Source organism: Limosilactobacillus mucosae, assembly GCF_013423865.1.
GTDB lineage: Bacteria > Bacillota > Bacilli > Lactobacillales > Lactobacillaceae > Limosilactobacillus > Limosilactobacillus mucosae.
In genome coordinates, this window is sequence record NZ_CP058954.1 from 45,606 (window position 1) to 63,466 (window position 17,861).

Here is a 17,861-nt window from a genome sequence, read left to right on the forward strand (position 1 = left end):
AACATCCACATCATTAATTGATTCTATTACCAAGGGGGAACTGCATATGGCTAAAGTAGTAGTTGCATTAGGGGGCAATGCTTTAGGCAAGACACCTGAAGAACAGCTTGAATTGGTTAAAAATACGGCTTGGTCTTTGATCAGCCTGGTATCTTCAGGCAATCAAGTAGTTATCAGTCATGGGAATGGTCCACAGGTTGGGGCGATCAATCTGGGGATGAACTATGCCGCTGAAAATGGCAAGGCACCTGCCTTCCCATTCCCAGAATGTGGTGCGATGAGCCAAGGCTACATCGGCTACCACCTGCAGCAGAGTCTGCAAAACGAACTGCACCGTCGCTGGATGAACAAGAACGTGGTTACGATGGTTACGCAAGTCGCCGTTGACTCAAAGGACCAGGCTTTTGAGAATCCAACGAAGCCAGTTGGTGATTTCTACACTAAGGAACAAGCCGAAGCAATCGAAAAGGAAAAAGGCTACACGTTTGTTGAAGATGCTGGCCGTGGCTATCGTCAAGTTGTTCCATCACCACTGCCAAAGCGGATCTTGGAAATCGACAGTATCAACAAGCTGATCGAAGCCGGTGACCTGGTAATCGCAGGTGGCGGGGGCGGGGTTCCCGTTATCTTTACTGATGATGGTCTGCAAGGCGTGCCAGCCGTTATCGACAAGGACCGGACGAGTGCACTGTTGGCCGACAACATCGATGCCGACAAGCTGATCATTCTGACGGCGGTTGACTATGTCTATGTTCACTACAACCAACCAGATCAAAAGACGCTGAAGAAATTAACGATTTCCGAAGCCAAGAAGTACATCGACGAAAAGGAATTCGCTGCCGGCAGTATGCTGCCTAAGATCGAAGCCTGCATGTCATTTGTTAAGGATCACCCAGACCGTGAAGCTATCATCACTTCACTGAGCGGTTTGAAGGATGCCTTGGCTGGCAAGCTGGGCACGGTTATCGTTGATGGCTAGTTCAAAATAACTCCTTAAATCCACTGACGTAAGTCTCCCAAGCATTAATACCAATAGCAAAAAGAGTCGTCTCGCAAAACGCGGGGCGACTTTTTTTGGGGCCTTTGTTAAATTATAGGTAGTGTTAGGGATCCCTAATTCGATATACATTGATTTTTACCTACTAGGCATCGCTTTTTTTAAAAGTAGGTGATGATATTTTTGTCATAAATGATATGCAGAATTTTTTGCATAACGGTCGCCAATCAAATAAGATTGCTGATTAAATGGTTGACGAGGCACGTGGATGAATTGCTTGCTACGATGCTCACGTTAAGCTGCCTAAGTTGCTGATAAGTTTCGCGAAGATTGAAAAATTAATCGCGACTGCTTGGCGATTGAGAAACTGGCTGCTGTCATGCTGAGGCAGCAGGAGACAAAGTACATGCTGCTGCTGACCGCTGCCAGCTGTTTTTAATTGTTGCAACAAAAAAGGATCAGCCTTGTCTGGACTGATCCTTTTGATTTAGTAGTCGCCGTTTAAGATGGAGTTTTTAACGACCACATAGTCAACTTTGGTAATTGACTTGAGGTCGCGGCCCCCAGCGTATGAGATGGATGACTGCAGATCTTCTTGCATTTCCAGCAGCGTGTCTTTAATCGAACCACGGAATGGTACCAGCATCTGCTTGCCTTCAACATTGCGGTAGGCGCCTTTTTGCACTTCGGAAGCGGATCCCCAGTACTGCTTGTAGCGCTTGCCGTCGATGGTGATCAGATGACCAGGTGATTCTTGATGACCGGCCAAGAGCGAGCCGATCATAACCATTGAAGCACCGAAGCGGACTGATTTAGCAATGTCGCCGTTATGCCGAATCCCACCATCGGCAATCAGCGGCTTGCTGGCGGCCTTGCTGCACAGACGCAGTGCGGCCAGCTGCCAGCCACCAGTGCCAAAGCCGGTCTTGAGCTTAGTGATGCAGGCTTTACCAGGGCCGACGCCGACTTTGGTAGCATCGGCACCGGCATTTTCCAGTTCACGAACGGCTTCCGGAGTGGCAACGTTGCCGGCAGTTAAGAATGATTCAGGTAATTGTTGCTTAATATAGCGAATCATTTTAATTACATAATCTGAGTGTCCGTGAGCAACATCAATCGTAATGTATTCTGGGACTAAATGTTCGGATTTTAATTGATCGATAAAATCGTATTCACTATCTTTGATTCCAACCGAAATGGAGGCAAACAAGCCGCGATCGTGCATGCGCTTAATAAAGTCGGCACGGTCTTCGGGCTGGAAACGATGCATTACATAGTAGTAGTCGTTTTGGGCCAGCCAGATTGCCAGATCCTCGTCAATTACGCTTTCCATGTTGGCAGGAACAACGGGAATCTTGAAAGTCTTGGGACCAAACTTAACGCTGGTATCGGCTTCGCTGCGACTCTTGATGATGCACTTGTTAGGCACCAGTTGAATGTCATCGTAATCAAAAGTTTCCATGAGTCAAGGCTCCTTTTTGGTAAAAATGTAATACGTTAAACCTTAGCTATTATGCACAAACAAATTCATGGCGTCAAGCATAAAACGCACATTTTTAATTAGACTTTTTGAAAACGTTCGGTTAATATCTTGCAAAATTTTGGTAAATCGTATAATATCATTAAGTAAGTACGTGCTCATAAAGAAATTTTGGATGAGGTGACTAATTAATGGCATCAGTAGTAATCGTCGGCAGTCAATGGGGCGACGAAGGCAAGGGCAAAATGACCGACTATCTCAGTCAGGAAGCCGATGTCGTCGTTCGTTCGCAGGGGGGCAACAATGCCGGCCATTCCATTAGCTTTGATGGCAAGAAATTTGCTCTGCGCTTGATTCCATCAGGGATTTTCGGCGCTAAGAAGCTTTCCGTGATCGGTAATGGGGTTGTGGTAAATCCTAAGGCGCTGCTCGAAGAAATCCATTACTTAAACGATAATGGCATCAGCACGGATGGTCTTAGAATCTCTAACCGCGCCCACGTTACCCTGCCTTACCACCTGCTGCTTGACAAGTGCCAAGAAGAAGCCAAGGGTGACAAGAAGGTTGGCACGACCCAAAAGGGGATTGGCCCAACCTACATGGACAAGGTTGCGCGGACTGGGATTCGGATGTGCGATCTGCTGGAACGCGATGTCTTTGCTGAAAAGCTGCGGGCTAACCTGGCTGCTAAAAACGAGCTGTTTACGATGATCTATCATGTTGAACCGCTCGAATTCGATGACATCTTTAATGAATATTACGAGTACGGTCAAGAACTGAAGAAATACGTTACCGACACTTCGCTGTTGGTTAACGATGAATTGGATGCCGGCAAAAAAGTACTATTTGAAGGTGCGCAAGGTACGATGCTGGATATCGACGATGGTACCTACCCATACGTTACCTCTTCTAATTCTGGAGCTGCCGGTGCACCAACTGGGGCGGGCGTTGGACCTAACCAGATCGATACGGTCGTTGGCATCTGCAAAGCCTACTGCACGCGGGTTGGGGCTGGTCCTTTCCCAACTGAGCTGCACGATGAGATTGGCGCCCACATTCGCGAAGTTGGTCATGAATACGGGGTCGTAACCGGTCGTCCACGGCGGGTTGGCTGGTTTGACTCGGTTGCCATGCGCCATGCCCGTCGTGTTGATGGCATGACCTACCTGAGTCTGAACCTGCTTGACGTCTTGTCTGGCTTAAAGACGGTCAAGATCTGCAAGGCCTACCGTTTAGATGGTCAAGAAATCGACTACTACCCTGCCAGCTTGGCTGAACTGGATCGCTGCGAACCGGTTTATGAAGAGCTGCCGGGCTGGGAAGGCGACATCACGCAGATCAAGAGCTATGATGAGTTGCCAGAAAACGCCAAGAACTACTTGAAGCGGATCTGTGAACTGTCACAAACGCCACTGGCTACGATTTCAGTCGGCCCTGACCGTGAACAGACGATTATTCTGCATGATCCTTGGCTGGGTTAGACCTTGGCAAATCAATCAATCAGGTCCAGCCGTCGCTGATGGTTGGATCTTTTTATTATGGTTTGATTAGAATTGGTTCTGGCGGTTGACACTGCTAATTGAGGCAGTTACACTAACAAATAAAGTATGAGCACCTTTAACTTGGTCCCGTGAGGCTGAAAAGGAACGGATAAATGTTGCGTCTCCTCGTTTTGGTGCGAAGAGACGTTTTTTCTTTCAGCAAATAAAATAAAGGAGTGAACTTCATGGCTCATGAAATCGTTGACGGTTCAAGCATGCAACGGGCACTGACCCGGATTACCTACGAAATTATCGAACAAAACAAGGGTGTCGAAAACCTGGTCTTTGTTGGAATCAAAACGCGCGGTGTCTACCTGGCCCAACGTCTTGCCAAGCGCATGGAACAGTTGGAAGGGGTCAAGGTACCAGTAGGAACGCTTGATATTACACTGTATCGTGATGACCGTCATCGTCCAGATCATAAGGTTGAGCCAGAAGTCAAGACTACTAACCTCGGCGTCGACATCAACGATAAGCACGTTATCTTAGTCGACGACGTTTTATTCACGGGGCGGACGGTACGAGCTGCTTTAGACGCCTTGATGGATATGGGCCGGCCTAAGCGCATCTCGTTGGCGGTCTTGGTTGATCGTGGTCACCGCGAGCTGCCGATTCGGCCTGATTTTGTCGGCAAGAACATTCCAACGTCAACTAATGAAACGGTACACGTGGCGGTCGAAGAATACGATGGTCATGAAGATATCTCAATTGAATAGTCTAACTTAGCGTTGCCATTTAATGAACTCCAGAGAGGGTCAAACGGTGCGGTGAGGTTTTTAACCGACCTTAAAAAGCATCAGTGCTCTCCTGAAGTGAGCAACTGATGCTTTTTTCGAAAGGGGAAAATTATGAGTCGTTTATCAGTTTCACTTCCAGGCCTGCATTTGAAGAATCCGGTAATTCCTGCCAGCGGAACCTGCTGGTATGGTCAAGAGATTGCCCGCAACTATGATTTAAACAAATTAGGATCCTTGGTCATCAAGTCAACCACCAGTCAGCCACGCAAAGGCAATCCTGCGCCACGGGCCTGTGAAACATCTGCCGGCTGGCTGAATGCCTATGGTCTGAACAATGCCGGGGTTGACAACGTGGTCCAAGAAAAGCTGCCATGGCTGGCGCAAAACTATCCTGAACTGCCAGTGATCGCCAGTGCAGCCGGTTTTAGCGAGGAAGAATATGAAGCAGTAGCGGCCAAACTGGGAACCTCGCCTTACGTCAGTGCCATGGAACTTAATGTCTCATGCCCCAACGTCAAGCATGGCGGTCTGGCAATGGGGACCGATCCGGAATTGCTGGAACGCTTGACGCGGCGCTGCGTAGCGGTTTCTAACGTGCCGGTCTACGTTAAGCTGACGCCAAACATTACCGACATCGTTCCGCTGGCCAAAGCCGCAATTAATGGTGGCGCGGCCGGCTTGACGATGATCAACACTTTAACCGGCATGGCAATCGATCTGAAGACGCGCAAGCCAAAACTGGCCAACGTCACGGGTGGGCTTTCTGGAGCAGCCTTAAAGCCGATTGCACTACGGATGATTCACCAGGTTCGCCAATTCTCCAACATTCCGATTATTGGCGTTGGCGGGGTCGAGACTCCAGAAGACGTTTTGGAATTTATGATGGCTGGTGCCAATGCGGTTGAGGTTGGCGCGGCCAGCTTCCATGATCCGCTGGCCTGTCCTAAGATTATTGACCAGCTGCCGACGGTGATGGATTATTATGGTATTGAGAAACTGACAGATCTGAATGAGGTACGATTTTAATGGAACGATTTGAACCAATGGTGGCTATTGACGTTGACACGAAGCAGGCCGCATTGAAGCTTTTTGATGAACTCGCTAACGACACGGATCACACGCCGATCGTCAAAATTGGGATGGAGCTGTACTACGCGTTTGGTCCTGGCATCGTTAAGGAAGCTAAGCAGCGCGGCTTTAAGATCTTCTTGGATTTAAAGCTCTACGATATTCCCAACACCGTTAAGCGGGCGATGACGGCAATTGGCAAGATGGGCGTATCCTTTGTGACAACGCACGCGGCTGGCGGCGGTGAGATGCTGCAGGCAGCCAAGGCGGGGCTGGCAGAAGGTGCCAAAACGGCCGGCTGTCCAATGCCTAAATTGCTGGCCATTACGGAACTGACTTCGATTGATGATCGGATTCTGCATGAAGAACAGCACGTTGACTTCAGCTTGATCGAAGCCGTGCAGAACTACGCGCAGCTTTCGGAAAAGAACGGTCTGGACGGGGTCGTCTGCTCAGCTCAAGAAGTCAAGGCGATTCGCAAAGTTACCGGTCCCGATTTTCTGTGCGTCACACCAGGGATTCGACCTAATCTGCAGGTTCATGATGATCAAAAGCGGGTCGTTACGCCACAGCAGGCTCGCGAGCTGGGCAGCAATGGGATCGTGGTTGGCCGGCCGATTACGCTGGCAGAAGATCCAGTCAGTGCCTACCAGACGATTCGTCAAGCATTTATGGAAGGGGAAAACTAAAATATGTCAACACAAGCCGAAATCGTTGCTAAAGATCTTTTAGACATTCAAGCAATCACTTTAAGCCCCGACAAGCCATTTACCTGGGCCAGCGGACTGCACTCGCCAATCTATACTGACAATCGCCTGACGATCTCTTATCCAGCTGTTCGCCGCAATATTTATGAAGGCATGGTCCAGCTGATCAACGAACATTTCAAAGACGTTGATGTAATTGCCGGGACTGCTACGGCTGGGATTCCCCACGCGGCCTGGGTTGCCGAAGAAATGGGCCTGCCGATGATCTACGTGCGTTCCAAGCCTAAGGATCATGGTCAGGGCAAGCAGACGGAAGGCGTTCTTTATGAGGGTCAGCGCGTGGTTGTGATTGATGATCTGATCTCGACTGGCGGCAGTGTCTTAAAAGCTGTTAAAGCCGTTGAAAAAGAAGGCGCCGATGTGGTAGGCGTGGTTTCCGTCTTCACCTATGAACTGCCGGCTGCCGATGACAACTTCCAGCAGTTTGGCATTCCATACTACTCGGTAACCAACTATACGACTTTGATTGAGACTGCTGAAAAGACTGATTTAATCGACCGCAATCAAATGAAGGATCTGCATGAATGGCGCAAGGATCCCGCCGCTTGGTCAGCTCGTCATTAAAAATAAAAAAATTAAAAATAAAAAACGATAGCCAGATTCGCTATCGTTTTTTATTTTTGCCGATATTTTTCTTTCCAATAGCCGGATTGGGTCAAAAGCTCTTTTGAACGCTCATCGGCTGGATAGAATCCTTTGGTGAACAGATGTCTAAAGTACATCATGTTGTAAAAGAAGCAGAAGAACAGTGTTGGCCATGGGAAATCAAGCATCCAGTTCCATTTGAAAAACAGGCCGACCAAAACATAGTCCAGATCCAAGACGATCATTAAAAAGAAGTTGTACCAGTCATTGCGAAACAAAGCTGGAAACGGGCCAAACAAAAAGACGGTCCAAGAAAAGCCTACCTTGGCAATGCGCATTTCGCCCTCATCATTTTTGATCTTGGCATAGTTTGGCGGTATTGGCAGATTATTAAAAAAATCCTGATTATTTTGATTGTTATTGCCAAATGGATTCTGCATCCGTCCAGGCCTCCCTTTGTACGTTTATCCACTAATCATAACATAACTGAGAATGCGGACCTAATAATGTCAACAGTTCAATCATGCTTTCTTCATATTCAAATGTTAAACTTAAGCAGTAAGTGCGAGCAAAGAAAAGGGTGAAAAAATGCTGTTATTTTTAAATGATAACCTTCAGCGCAATCAATCAGGAATTGAGCACGCCCAAATCAAGCGACTCAATCTGTTTAAAAAATTCAATCAGCCAGCCAAGATCGTGACGCGGCAGTATTCCAACGAGCTGCATCTGGTCGTGGAAGCAGCTGGGATTAAGGATCAGGATTTTATCAATCTATTCGATTATTTTCAAAATGCCTGCCTGGTGCCGCATCGGATCGTCAAGGTTCAGGATCTGCATCTGAATCCAAAGTGGAAACGCAAGGCAGACGGCATCAGCTATAACTATTATGATGGGAAGACACGGGTCATGTACGTTCGCCGTCGCAATGATCGTGATCGCAGTATCATCAATCTGCAGTATTTTGACCATTTCGGCAAGCTGTTGAAAGTAGTCTGGTATGACAATCGGGGATTTGCATCGGTTGAACAGCTGTACGACTGGAATGGTCAGATTGCCGTGGAAAACTATCTGCGTCCCGATGGCCAGTTGGCGCTGCAGAAGGTGAACTTTAAGGATCGGCGCCAGCAAAAAGCAACCAGCTATCATTTGTTTAACTGGCGTGGTCAGGACTGGCAGTTTGCCAATTTTGACGAATTGACGCGCTTTTTCTATGATCAGTTGGCCGTGGATCCTGCCTTGAATAGTGACGGTCCGCTGGGCTTGGTCGTGGATCGCGTCTATGAATTGGGCTGGGCAGTCTTAAACATGCATCATCGCGTTTTCCGCGTCATGCAGCTGCATAATGATCATGTCAATAACCCCAACGACATGCTGCACTCAACGCTAAACTACAACTATCAATGGGGATTGGATCATCTGAAGGACTGGGATGGCATTATTGCTCTAACGCCGCAGCAGCAGGCTGACGTCCAGGATCGTTTTGGCAAGCAGGGCGTCAAGATCTATCGGATTCCAGGACCAATCGTGGCTGATGAGGTCTTGGCAGCGCCGCATGTTGATTTTGCTAAGCGACAGCGCGATCTGGTCGTGATGGTAGCGCGGCTCTCACCAGAAAAACAGCAGGATCATCTATTGCAGGCGTGGCCTAAGATTTTGCAGCAAGTTCCTGATGCCCAGCTGGAGCTTTGGGGATACGCCAATGATAATTTTGACCAGAAGCTCAAAGCTCAGGTCAGTGCCGAGCAGATTGAGAACTCAGTCACCTTTTGCGGCTATACGACCGATGTCAATGCAGTCTATGAACGGGCACAGCTATTGATTTTGCCCAGTCGTGCGGAAGGCCTGCCGCTGTCTTTGGTGGAGGCGCAGTCGCATGGGCTGCCAATCGTGGCCAATGATATCAAGTACGGTCCAGCCGATGTCGTGATTGATCAACGGGATGGCCTGTTAACGGAAAATGGCGATATTGACGGTTTGGCACAGGCAATTATCAGCTTACTGACCAACCAGACCAGACTGGCTGAGTTTAGCGCGCATGCCTATCAAGACAGTGCTCGTTACTCGGCAGCCAATGTCATGAAACTATGGAACGAGCTGCTTGATGATATGCCAAAGGAGGTCGCTGACTGATGGATTTCTTTGTTAATCAGTATCTGCTGGGGAAAAACTCCAGTGTCGAACATGCCGAATTAAAGCGTCTGCAGCTGTTTAAGGATCATCAGACGCCGGCTCAGCTGGTTACGCGCGATTTTGATCCAGTGCTTCACCGGACGATGCAGCGTTTTGGCGTCACTAATGACCAACTGACCAATCTATATGATTTTTTTGCCCAGACTACTGACTATCAGGGCCAGCCGCTGCATACCGAGGACCTGAAACTGGCCGTCGACTATCAGATCGGCACGGGCAACAACTTTCGCGAGGTTAGAGACGGGGGCCGCTTGGCAGCAACGATCTATTTTGCCGGTGGGACGATTGGTCAGATTCATCACATCGACTGGTACGATCAGACTGGCAGCCTGACTTTGCGCAATACTTATGACATTCGGGGCTTTAAGGCTGTTGACGAGTTCTTTGGTCAGGATCATGAGTTCAATGCCCGCTACTATCGCCCCGATGGTCAGCTGTATCTGGAGCGTTACTTTGTCAAATCGGTCCAGAACACGCCGATCAATTCGCTTAATATTTTAAAAAACTGGCATGGCCAGGATTATTGGTTTGCCAGTGAAAATGAAATGTTTGCCTTCTTTTTGGATGAATTGAATCGGGCTCATGGCGAGAACAACGTCTTTATCGCGGATCGGCCGGCTGTTACCATTGATCCGATTCTGCACATGCATTCCAAGGTCCATCGCTATCTGTGGCTGCCGATGAGTCACGTCAATGATGGCCAGGATCCATTGAAGGCGCCTTTGAACAGCCTTTTGCAAAACGCTCTGACGGAAAATCTGCAACGCTGGGATGGCATTATCGTGATGACGCAGGCCCAGGCACGCGTCTTGAGTCAGCGCTTGGGCAAATCGGCACGTGTTTTGACGATTAACGGTACACCGGTCAAAAAGGCAGCCAAGCGCGTCAAAATGACTGACCGGCGGCCTAACCAACTGATCAGTGTCGGCCGCCTGGGTTATGACAAGCAGACTGATCAATTGCTGCAAGTGTTTGCCAAAATCAAAGCTGCTGTGCCTGACGCGAAATTAACGCTTTATGGCTATGGTGCACCTAATGATACGGCTAACTTCAAGCAGCTGGCCAAAGACCTTAAGATTGATGATGCAGTTGAGTTTGCCGATTATCAATATCCGCTGGATGCTGCTTTTGATCAAGCCCAGCTGCTGCTCAATACCAGTCGCATCGATGCGCAGCCTTTGGCAATGGGGGAGGCGCTGGGGCATGGCGTTCCAGTCGTCAGCTACGACTTTTCGTATGGTCCAGACGAGATGATTGCAAATTATGAAAATGGTCGATTGATCGCGCTGAATCATCCTGCCAGCATGGTTAAGGCCGTTGTTGAGCTTTTAAGCAGTCCGGCTAAGCTCCAGCAACTGAGCGATCACGCCTATGACGATCTGGACAATATCAGTGCCGCGGTAACCTGGAAACAGTGGCAGGCAGTCAAATAATAGATGCGTAAAAAGCCTTATTCATCAACAAAAGAACATGCAGCCACCAGCTGGACTGCATGTTTTTTATTATCTTTAGAAGCGGCGACTGAGCTTGACGACGGCTTCACAGCGCGGCGTCTGCGGCATCATATCGACAGGCTGAATCCAGTCGACGCGATAGACGCTGGAAAGTCGTGCCAGGTTTTTGGCCATGGTCGACATGTTGCAGGAAACATAGGCGAACTTGGCAGGCTTGGCTTTAAGAATCTGTTCGATTAAGGCCTCATCCAGACCAGTGCGCGGCGGATCGACGACTAGAGCATTGAACCGGAATCCTTCAGCCTGCCAGCGCGGCATGACTTCTTCCGCGGTACCGACTTCATAGCTGGCGTTTTGGATGTCGTTAAGCTTGGCATTGCTGTTGGCATCGGCCACGGCTTCTGGAATGACCTCCATCCCGCGTACGCTTTTGACGCGGCTAGCCAGGGAAAGTCCAATTGTCCCAATCCCCGCGTAGGCATCCACCAAGACGTCATCGGGTCCCAGCTCCATGGCTTTGGCTGCCTGTTCGTAGAGCGTTTCGGTCTGAGCCGGGTTCAGCTGCAGAAACGAACGGGCACTGAGATGAAAATCAAGTCCCATCAATGATTCGGTAATGTATTCCTGACCGGCCAGATGAATCGTTTGCTCACCCCAAACCAGCGGCGTATCGCCAGGGTTGACGTTTTGCTCGACCGATTTGACCTCAGGCAGCTGTTCAGCGATCATGGCCAAGAGCGGTCCCTTATGAATCAGCTTGGCAGTATTGGTAATCAGGGTCACCTGCAGCTCACCGGTTGCCAATGACTCCCGAATCGCGATCGTTTTAATGATCCCACTGTTGCTGGTTTCATCGTAGGCGGGAATCTTTAGTTCATCCAACATCTTGACGATTGCGCGCATGGCCTTCATCGTCCCTGGCATCTGAACGGCACATGTTGGCATGTCGACCACGTCATGACTGTTGGCGCGGTACAAGCCGGCAATCAAATGACCGTCTTGTTCGCGAACTTGGAATTGCGCCTTGTTGCGGTAGCCGTATTGTTCTGGGGCGGCAATCGTTGGGCGTACGTCATAGTTTTGCCATCCCCGCGGCTTAAATTTGGCCAGACTGTCTAAGACGACCTGCCGCTTGAACTTTAACTGCTCTGGGTAGGCCAGGCACTCAAATTCAAAACCGCCTGCTTGATCGGCATAGCTGTCGCGTGGCTCAACTCGGAAGCGGCTGGGTTTGCGCAGCTTATGAATCTTGGCTTCCAGGTAACGGGGATGGATGGCAGTAACCTCAGCTACTACGACTTCATCTGGCAGGGCACCAGGGACAAAGCAGACCTTGTGTTTAAAGTAGCCGATTCCCTGGCCTTCGATCCCCAGTTTGCGAATGGTCAGCGGGAAGCGATCGCCAAGGTTGACTTCGACTTGGGGCTGTGGGCGTGGGCTTTTTTGTGGCCGACGATGATTGAAGCGGGTGTGATTTTTTTCCATTGTTTTTCTCCGTTCTGTTGCGTTCCAGTGGTCTTATTTTAGCACATTGGTAGAATGGCCAAAAATTATTTGTGATTTTTATTAAAAATGCATTGACTAAAAATTAACGTTGCATTAGTATATTGTTAAAAGTTAATCATATCGAATGCAATGAAGAAAGAAGAGTAGTCTTTGGCCACCGTCAGCGAGTCCTGCTAGGTGTGAGGGGATCGGTTAAAGTCTTAGGCGAAAATCACTTTCTAGTTTTCATCCTTAAACCAAGTAAGGATGGATGGTCGCACCCATTACCGTGCACGCGTATCGCTCCAGCTTAAATGGGGGCCGTACGTAAAAGACCGTGTCAGCGATGGCATGGTGAATCAGGGTGGTACCACGCGATTGCGTCCCTTGGCCGAATTTTCGGTCAAGGGACTTTTTATTTTCGGCGCAGCCAGTATTCGACATGAGTGATTTCTAATTTTAATTCATTTCGGGGGCAAAAAAATGGAACAACTCACATCGAAAAAACTAACGGCCAAGCAGTATCTGGTCGTGGCATCATTGCTGTTTGGTCTCTTCTTTGGGGCCGGCAACCTGATCTTTCCCTTGCATCTGGGTCAGCTGGCCGGCAGTCACTGGGTCGGTGCGGCAGTCGGCTTTTTAGTAACCGGGGTCGCCTTGCCGCTGCTGTCGGTCCTGGCCGTTGCGGTAACGCGGGCTGAAGGGGTTTTTGACATCGGTCGGCCATTAGGAGTTGGTTTTGCTTTGGTATTTATGGTCTTGATTCACTTTACGATCGGACCGCTGTTTGGGACGCCACGGACGGCTACGGTTTCCTACACGGTTGGGGTCGCACCGTTTGTTCCCAAGGCTGATCAGACGCTGGCCCTGTTCTTGTTCTCATTGGTCTTCTTTGCTTTGGCCTTTGCATTTGCCTATCGTGAAAATGACATCTTGACCAACGTCGGTAAGGTTTTGAATCCAGTCTTTTTAGTCCTGTTGTTTGTCGTTTTTGCCGTTGCGTTCGTTAATCCGTTTGCCAATCCATTCCAAACGCAGGCAACGACAGCTTATGTGCATGGCGCGTTCGTCAATGGCTTTTTGCAGGGCTACAATACGATGGATGCCTTGGCTGGTCTGGCTTTTGGGGTTACGGTCGTGACAGCGGTTCGTCAGCTGGGGCAGAAGCGGGATAGCGACGTTGCCAAAGTGGTTGCCAAATCAGGCGTCCTGGCAATGAGTGCCGTTGCTTTGATCTATGTGCTGCTGATCGTGGTTGGCGCGATGACTCTAGGCCGGTTCAAGGTTTCAGCTGATGGTGGGGTGGCATTTACGCAGCTGGTTAATGCCTATGCTGGCCGACTGGGACAAGCTGTCTTAGCTGTTTTGATCACGGTCACCTGCTTAACGACGGCGGTTGGTCTGGTGGCAGCCTTTGCGCAGGACTTTCACAAGCATTTCCCACAGTTGAGCTATCATGCCTGGCTGTTCTTGACGACTTTGGCCTCATTTTTGGTTGCCAATTTTGGCTTGGAACAGATCATTGCCTGGTCAACGCCAATGCTGATGTTTCTGTATCCATTGGCCATGGTCCTGATCCTGCTGTCGGTTGCCTCGCCTTTGTTTAAGCGGGATAGTGCGGTTTACTTCTTTGTTGTCTTGCTTACCGTCGTGCCGGCATTAGGGGATATGGTAGTTTCCTTCCCAAGCGTGGTCAGTGCCAGCGCGTTTGGTAAGCTGGTGGCTGGCTGGCGAGCTTCCTTGCCACTGGCTGCCTATGGTCTGTCATGGCTGGTTCCGGCACTGGTTGGATTGGCACTGGGCTTGATGGTGCACTGGTATCGAGAACACAGTCTGGCAGCAGCTGGTGAAGAAAACTGATCAAAAGGTCAACATGTTTCGTAATTAGGTTTACCAGACAGTTGGTAAAAAGTAATTAAATCATTATTGAACAAACTAAGCTGTTATCTAAATGTTGAGATAACAGCTTTTATATTGATTACAAGTTATTCCACTTCACAATTTGAAATTATTTTCACAAAATTTGTGCGAAGCTATACAATTTCCCAAAAATTTATATTAAAATAGGCTAGTGCAATAATGCCAAGTATGGAGAGTATTATCATTAATAAGGAGTGAATGAATTTGAAGATTGTTGGGATTCCTGGCTCTAATGCCAACCATTCGTACAATCGCATGCTGCTTGAATACATCAGCAAAGCCTATGAACATGATATGACGGTCGTTGACGTGCGCAAGATTCCACTGTTCAACGAAAGCGCCAAAGAAACGCCGGCTGCCATCCAGGCCATGTCAGACGCGATCGATGCTGCCGATGCCGTAGTGATTGCCTGTCCTGAAACTGATCACTCAGTACCTTCTTCTTTAAAGAGCATCATTGAATGGCTTTCCTATCAGCTGCATCCATTTACCAACAAGCCGGTGCTGCTGGTTGGGGCTTCTACTGACGCGCAAGGCTCTTCACGGGCTCAGGTTGACCTGCGTGACGTTATGATCTCGCCGGGGGTCAACGCGCGCGTCTTTCAAAAAGAAGACTTCTTTATGAGTTTTGCCCAGAATCTGTTTGATGAAAACGGCGATATTACCGATCCTGGTACGATCAAGTTCTTAGACAAGTGTCTGCGCGACTTTGAATGCTTTGCGATCGCCAATGATCAAGAAGTTAAGCTGGAAGAAGAAGCATTGGCCAAAGCGGAAAAGGAGGCTGCCAAGTAATGAAATTTGTTGCAATCGTCGGTACGAACGCCGACTTTTCCTACAACCGCGTTCTTTTGCAGTTTATGAAGAAACACTTCTGGCGCATGGCAGAGATTGAGATTGCCGAAATCAAGGATCTGCCGGCTTTTAGCAAGGACGTGCCTTTTGAGGAAACGACGTCGGTCTGGAAACTTAAGCAGCAGATCAACGCTGCTGATGGGGTAATCTTTTCTACTCCCGAATATGACCATGCCGTTCCAGCCGCAATGAAGAGTGCTGTTGAATGGTTGTCATATCAATCCAAGGTCCTGCATGGCAAGCCAGCAATGATCGTGGGGGTATCCTATGGTCGCCAGGCTTCCGCACGAGCTCAGCAGCAGATGCGCAAGATGCTTTTGAGTCCTGACTGCAATGCCAACCTGCTGTCTGGCAACGAGGTGCTGATCGGTAATGCTGCCAAGGTCTTTAGCAAGGATGGCCGTCTGACTGACCAGGCCTGCGTTGATAATCTGGAAAAATGCTTTACCAATTTTGTTGAATATGCGGAACTTTTCAAAAATGCTTCTCGAGGTGAACAACTCATGTCTGTAAAACGTCCTATGATTGAAGATGCCTATGTCAGCTTCCCGACCGGCCGCCTGTCGCTGCGAGAAGTCCAAGCCATCTTCAACACGATTCCATTTGAAATTGACCTGATCGATGCTGACGACCGCTTTGCCTACTACTCAGACAAGCCTAACCGTGAACACGTTCGTAACGTCAACCAGCTTGGCGAAACCTACAGTGAATGCCACCCACCAAAGGCTGTTCCTGCAGTTAAGGCCATTATCGACAGCTTTAAGAACGGCACCAAAGACGTGGTTGCCCGCCCATTGATGATGAACGGTCACCGTGTCTTGATTCGCTACTATGCGCTGCGGGATGTTGATGGTCACTACCTGGGGACGATTGAATTTACGGGTTCGGTTGATGACATCTTGAACCTGGCTGAAAATGGTGCCTGGAATGCTGATGCAACCTCCAGCGCCTCGCATGGCCACGCTGCCCCGGCACCAGTTGAAGAACCTGCTCCAGCCATGGATGCGACGACGGGGGCTTCTGAAGATACCGATGAGGAACCGGCTGCACCTAGCGAACCAGCTGCTCCAGTAATGTCGGCGGCTGCTCAACGTGCTGAACAGGCCGAAGCGGATGCCAGCACGGGTGCATCTGAAGCGGCTGATGATCCAGAAGAAACGGATGCTGATGCCATGACGGGTGCTTCTGAAAACTAAAATCCTGATAAGATGCAAAAAAGAGCTCGCAGCTAGCTGCGAACTCTTTTTATTTTGCTATTTATTGAGGTGATCCTTGGTGAACTGATTTAAGTTGGCCGTCGTGGGATCAAGATTTTGCCATTTCTGTGACAAAAAGGCCTTATTCATATGGTAGTGAGGCTGCGGCTGTTTTTGCTCCAAGAACGGTGCAATGCGGTGATCAAAATTGACCCAGCCGGCCCAGCCGATATGAATGGTATCTTCCATAAAGCCAGGCTTACCGCCATCATGTGAATAATCAACGATATTGTTGAAACCTTGCGAGCGCAGCTGGTACTTGATCTTGTTGGCAGTCTGATAGTACATCGGCATGGAAAGACCAGTCATCTTTTCCCACTTGGCATTAACCGGTGTGATCATAAAGACGACGTTGGTATTGGTCTTTTTAAGCTGATTCAAGACGACTTCCAGATCAGCATACTCGGGTGATTTAAGATAGCTGAAGTGCTTTTGACTGCCAGGAACGCCCTTAAGATGGCCTTTAACACGCCGATCATAGAACTGATTTAAGATGCCAAAGCGGTTGTTGTTGCTGGAATGCTTGGCGTCGCTGATGGCTTCTTTGGTCAGGGCGCTGTAGTTATAAGTCTTAGGCAGCTCGTTGATGCGTGGCTTAATACGATCATTATAGTTGTCTTTTAAGAACCAGCCGGAGAACAGCTCATCCTCATGCTTGAGCAGCGTTGATTCCATGTCGATACGGGTACGATCCCATGAGCTGAGGTGCTTGCCGTCAGCGATTTTTTTGGCATAGTTGGCAACTGAGCCTTCCGCGCCTAAAAGTTTAACCAAGCGCTTAGCCGTGTAGCGATCGTATGGCGAATCAGGATTGGCCTGCTTCAGCCAGGTTAGATTAGCGTAAGTGCCGTTGTAGTATTTAAAAGCTGATGGCATGACGCCTTCTTTGACGAACCATTGTGGCGAAATGATATAGACGGCTTTGCCATTCTTCATTTCGGAGGCCATCATCGTCATGTTAAACAGCTGCGGCAAAGACTGCGTACCACGGGAACCGAATAAGAATGGCGTGTAGTTGTGGTAGCGAGCAGCCATCACCGCGGGATGATAGCGGTCCATTCGATTCAACTCACTGGAGCCGAAGAATGGAATGTAGTTTTTCTTTTTATCCTGCATGGCCGCCACTTTAATCGAGCTGTTTTTAAAAACGCGCGGACTAAGCGAATCAGCGGCTTTCTGCAGGGTTGCCTGGGAATGCGAGCTGTTCCATGGCAAGGCAAAAAAGCCCAGTACCAATAGACAGGCTACGATAACCGGGCCAAAGATCGACCACAGTTTGCGACGGTTATTCATTTTCCAGTTCCTTTACCCGATCAGCGATTTTATCGATCGTACTCCATTCGCTGCGGTCAAATTCGGAAACGGGAACCTGAATGTCGAATTCGTCCTGCAGAGCCAGCAGCAGCTGAACGGTTGCCATGGAGTCCAGCAGACCATCGGCAAACAGATCTTCAGTCGTGTCGGCAAAATCGCTGGCGTCACGGCCGGTTGCTTCAGCTAAAAGTTGTTGAATTTGTTCTTGCATG

The 17,861-nt window shown here is 49.1% G+C and carries 16 protein-coding genes; 11 read left to right on the plus strand and 5 right to left on the minus strand.

All coding sequences use genetic code 11. The annotated features are described in order from the left end of the window. Positions 1 to 46: 46 nt before the first annotated feature. Entirely contained in the window at positions 47 to 979 is a 933-nt protein-coding gene (arcC, locus tag H0G69_RS00175; protein ID WP_180304879.1) for a carbamate kinase, read from the plus strand. Positions 980 to 1,484: 505 nt separating this feature from the next. On the opposite strand, the gene H0G69_RS00180 is transcribed toward arcC, so the two are convergent. After that, on the minus strand, positions 1,485 to 2,459 hold the full coding sequence (locus H0G69_RS00180; RefSeq protein WP_180304880.1) for a GMP reductase: 975 nt from the start codon (positions 2,457 to 2,459) through the stop codon (positions 1,485 to 1,487). 209 nt (positions 2,460 to 2,668) lie between these two features. Between H0G69_RS00180 and H0G69_RS00185 the strand changes: the two genes are divergently transcribed. From H0G69_RS00185 to pyrE, 5 genes are all read left to right on the plus strand, one after another. Next, positions 2,669 to 3,958: an adenylosuccinate synthase gene (locus H0G69_RS00185; protein WP_180304881.1), complete on the plus strand. Its 1,290-nt coding sequence runs from the start codon at positions 2,669 to 2,671 to the stop codon at positions 3,956 to 3,958. A 245-nt stretch (positions 3,959 to 4,203) separates the two neighbouring features. Continuing rightward, the gene (pyrR, locus tag H0G69_RS00190; RefSeq protein ID WP_180304882.1) at positions 4,204 to 4,734 is read left to right on the plus strand and encodes a bifunctional pyr operon transcriptional regulator/uracil phosphoribosyltransferase PyrR; all 531 of its coding nucleotides are present in this window, start codon (positions 4,204 to 4,206) and stop codon (positions 4,732 to 4,734) included. Positions 4,735 to 4,866: 132 nt separating this feature from the next. Further along, positions 4,867 to 5,781 carry a dihydroorotate dehydrogenase gene (locus H0G69_RS00195; protein ID WP_034541096.1) on the plus strand — a complete coding sequence of 305 codons (915 nt, stop codon included), beginning with the start codon at positions 4,867 to 4,869 and terminating at the stop codon, positions 5,779 to 5,781. After that, positions 5,781 to 6,512 carry an orotidine-5'-phosphate decarboxylase gene (gene pyrF / locus H0G69_RS00200; protein WP_180304883.1) on the plus strand — a complete coding sequence of 244 codons (732 nt, stop codon included), beginning with the start codon at positions 5,781 to 5,783 and terminating at the stop codon, positions 6,510 to 6,512. The genes H0G69_RS00195 and pyrF overlap by 1 nt, the downstream gene beginning before the upstream one ends. Positions 6,513 to 6,515: 3 nt before the next feature. Continuing rightward, positions 6,516 to 7,154 carry an orotate phosphoribosyltransferase gene (pyrE, locus tag H0G69_RS00205; protein WP_180304884.1) on the plus strand — a complete coding sequence of 213 codons (639 nt, stop codon included), beginning with the start codon at positions 6,516 to 6,518 and terminating at the stop codon, positions 7,152 to 7,154. 50 nt (positions 7,155 to 7,204) lie between these two features. Here the strand turns inward: pyrE and H0G69_RS00210 are convergent, their stop codons facing one another. Continuing rightward, entirely contained in the window at positions 7,205 to 7,615 is a 411-nt protein-coding gene (locus tag H0G69_RS00210) for a hypothetical protein (RefSeq protein ID WP_056968123.1), read from the minus strand. A gap of 148 nt (positions 7,616 to 7,763) precedes the next feature. On the opposite strand from H0G69_RS00210, the gene H0G69_RS00215 reads away from it, so the two are divergent. After that, a complete protein-coding gene (locus H0G69_RS00215; RefSeq protein WP_180304885.1) occupies positions 7,764 to 9,305 on the plus strand; it encodes a glycosyltransferase in 1,542 nt (513 codons plus the stop codon). Then, positions 9,305 to 10,798, plus strand: coding sequence for an accessory Sec system glycosyltransferase Asp1 (asp1, locus tag H0G69_RS00220; RefSeq protein WP_180304886.1), 1,494 nt, complete (start codon positions 9,305 to 9,307; stop codon positions 10,796 to 10,798). The genes H0G69_RS00215 and asp1 overlap by 1 nt, the downstream gene beginning before the upstream one ends. Positions 10,799 to 10,873: 75 nt before the next feature. Here the strand turns inward: asp1 and rlmD are convergent, their stop codons facing one another. Next, complete coding sequence (gene rlmD / locus H0G69_RS00225) at positions 10,874 to 12,304, minus strand: 23S rRNA (uracil(1939)-C(5))-methyltransferase RlmD (RefSeq protein WP_180304887.1); 1,431 nt, start codon at positions 12,302 to 12,304, stop codon at positions 10,874 to 10,876. 483 nt (positions 12,305 to 12,787) lie between these two features. On the opposite strand from rlmD, the gene brnQ reads away from it, so the two are divergent. From brnQ to H0G69_RS00240, 3 genes are all read left to right on the plus strand, one after another. Continuing rightward, positions 12,788 to 14,164 carry a branched-chain amino acid transport system II carrier protein gene (gene brnQ / locus H0G69_RS00230; protein ID WP_180304888.1) on the plus strand — a complete coding sequence of 459 codons (1,377 nt, stop codon included), beginning with the start codon at positions 12,788 to 12,790 and terminating at the stop codon, positions 14,162 to 14,164. Between the two features lie 258 nt (positions 14,165 to 14,422). Then, a complete protein-coding gene (locus H0G69_RS00235) occupies positions 14,423 to 15,019 on the plus strand; it encodes an NADPH-dependent FMN reductase (protein ID WP_275691265.1) in 597 nt (198 codons plus the stop codon). Next, a complete protein-coding gene (locus H0G69_RS00240) occupies positions 15,019 to 16,275 on the plus strand; it encodes an NAD(P)H-dependent oxidoreductase (protein WP_180304889.1) in 1,257 nt (418 codons plus the stop codon). The genes H0G69_RS00235 and H0G69_RS00240 overlap by 1 nt, the downstream gene beginning before the upstream one ends. A 57-nt stretch (positions 16,276 to 16,332) precedes the next feature. Here H0G69_RS00240 and dltD read toward each other — a convergent pair whose 3' ends face one another. Both dltD and dltC read right to left on the minus strand, forming a co-directional pair. After that, positions 16,333 to 17,628 carry a D-alanyl-lipoteichoic acid biosynthesis protein DltD gene (dltD, locus tag H0G69_RS00245; protein WP_180304890.1) on the minus strand — a complete coding sequence of 432 codons (1,296 nt, stop codon included), beginning with the start codon at positions 17,626 to 17,628 and terminating at the stop codon, positions 16,333 to 16,335. Next, complete coding sequence (dltC, locus tag H0G69_RS00250) at positions 17,621 to 17,860, minus strand: D-alanine--poly(phosphoribitol) ligase subunit DltC (RefSeq protein WP_006499285.1); 240 nt, start codon at positions 17,858 to 17,860, stop codon at positions 17,621 to 17,623. Before dltC ends, dltD begins: the two co-directional genes overlap by 8 nt. Position 17,861: the final 1 nt, after the last annotated feature.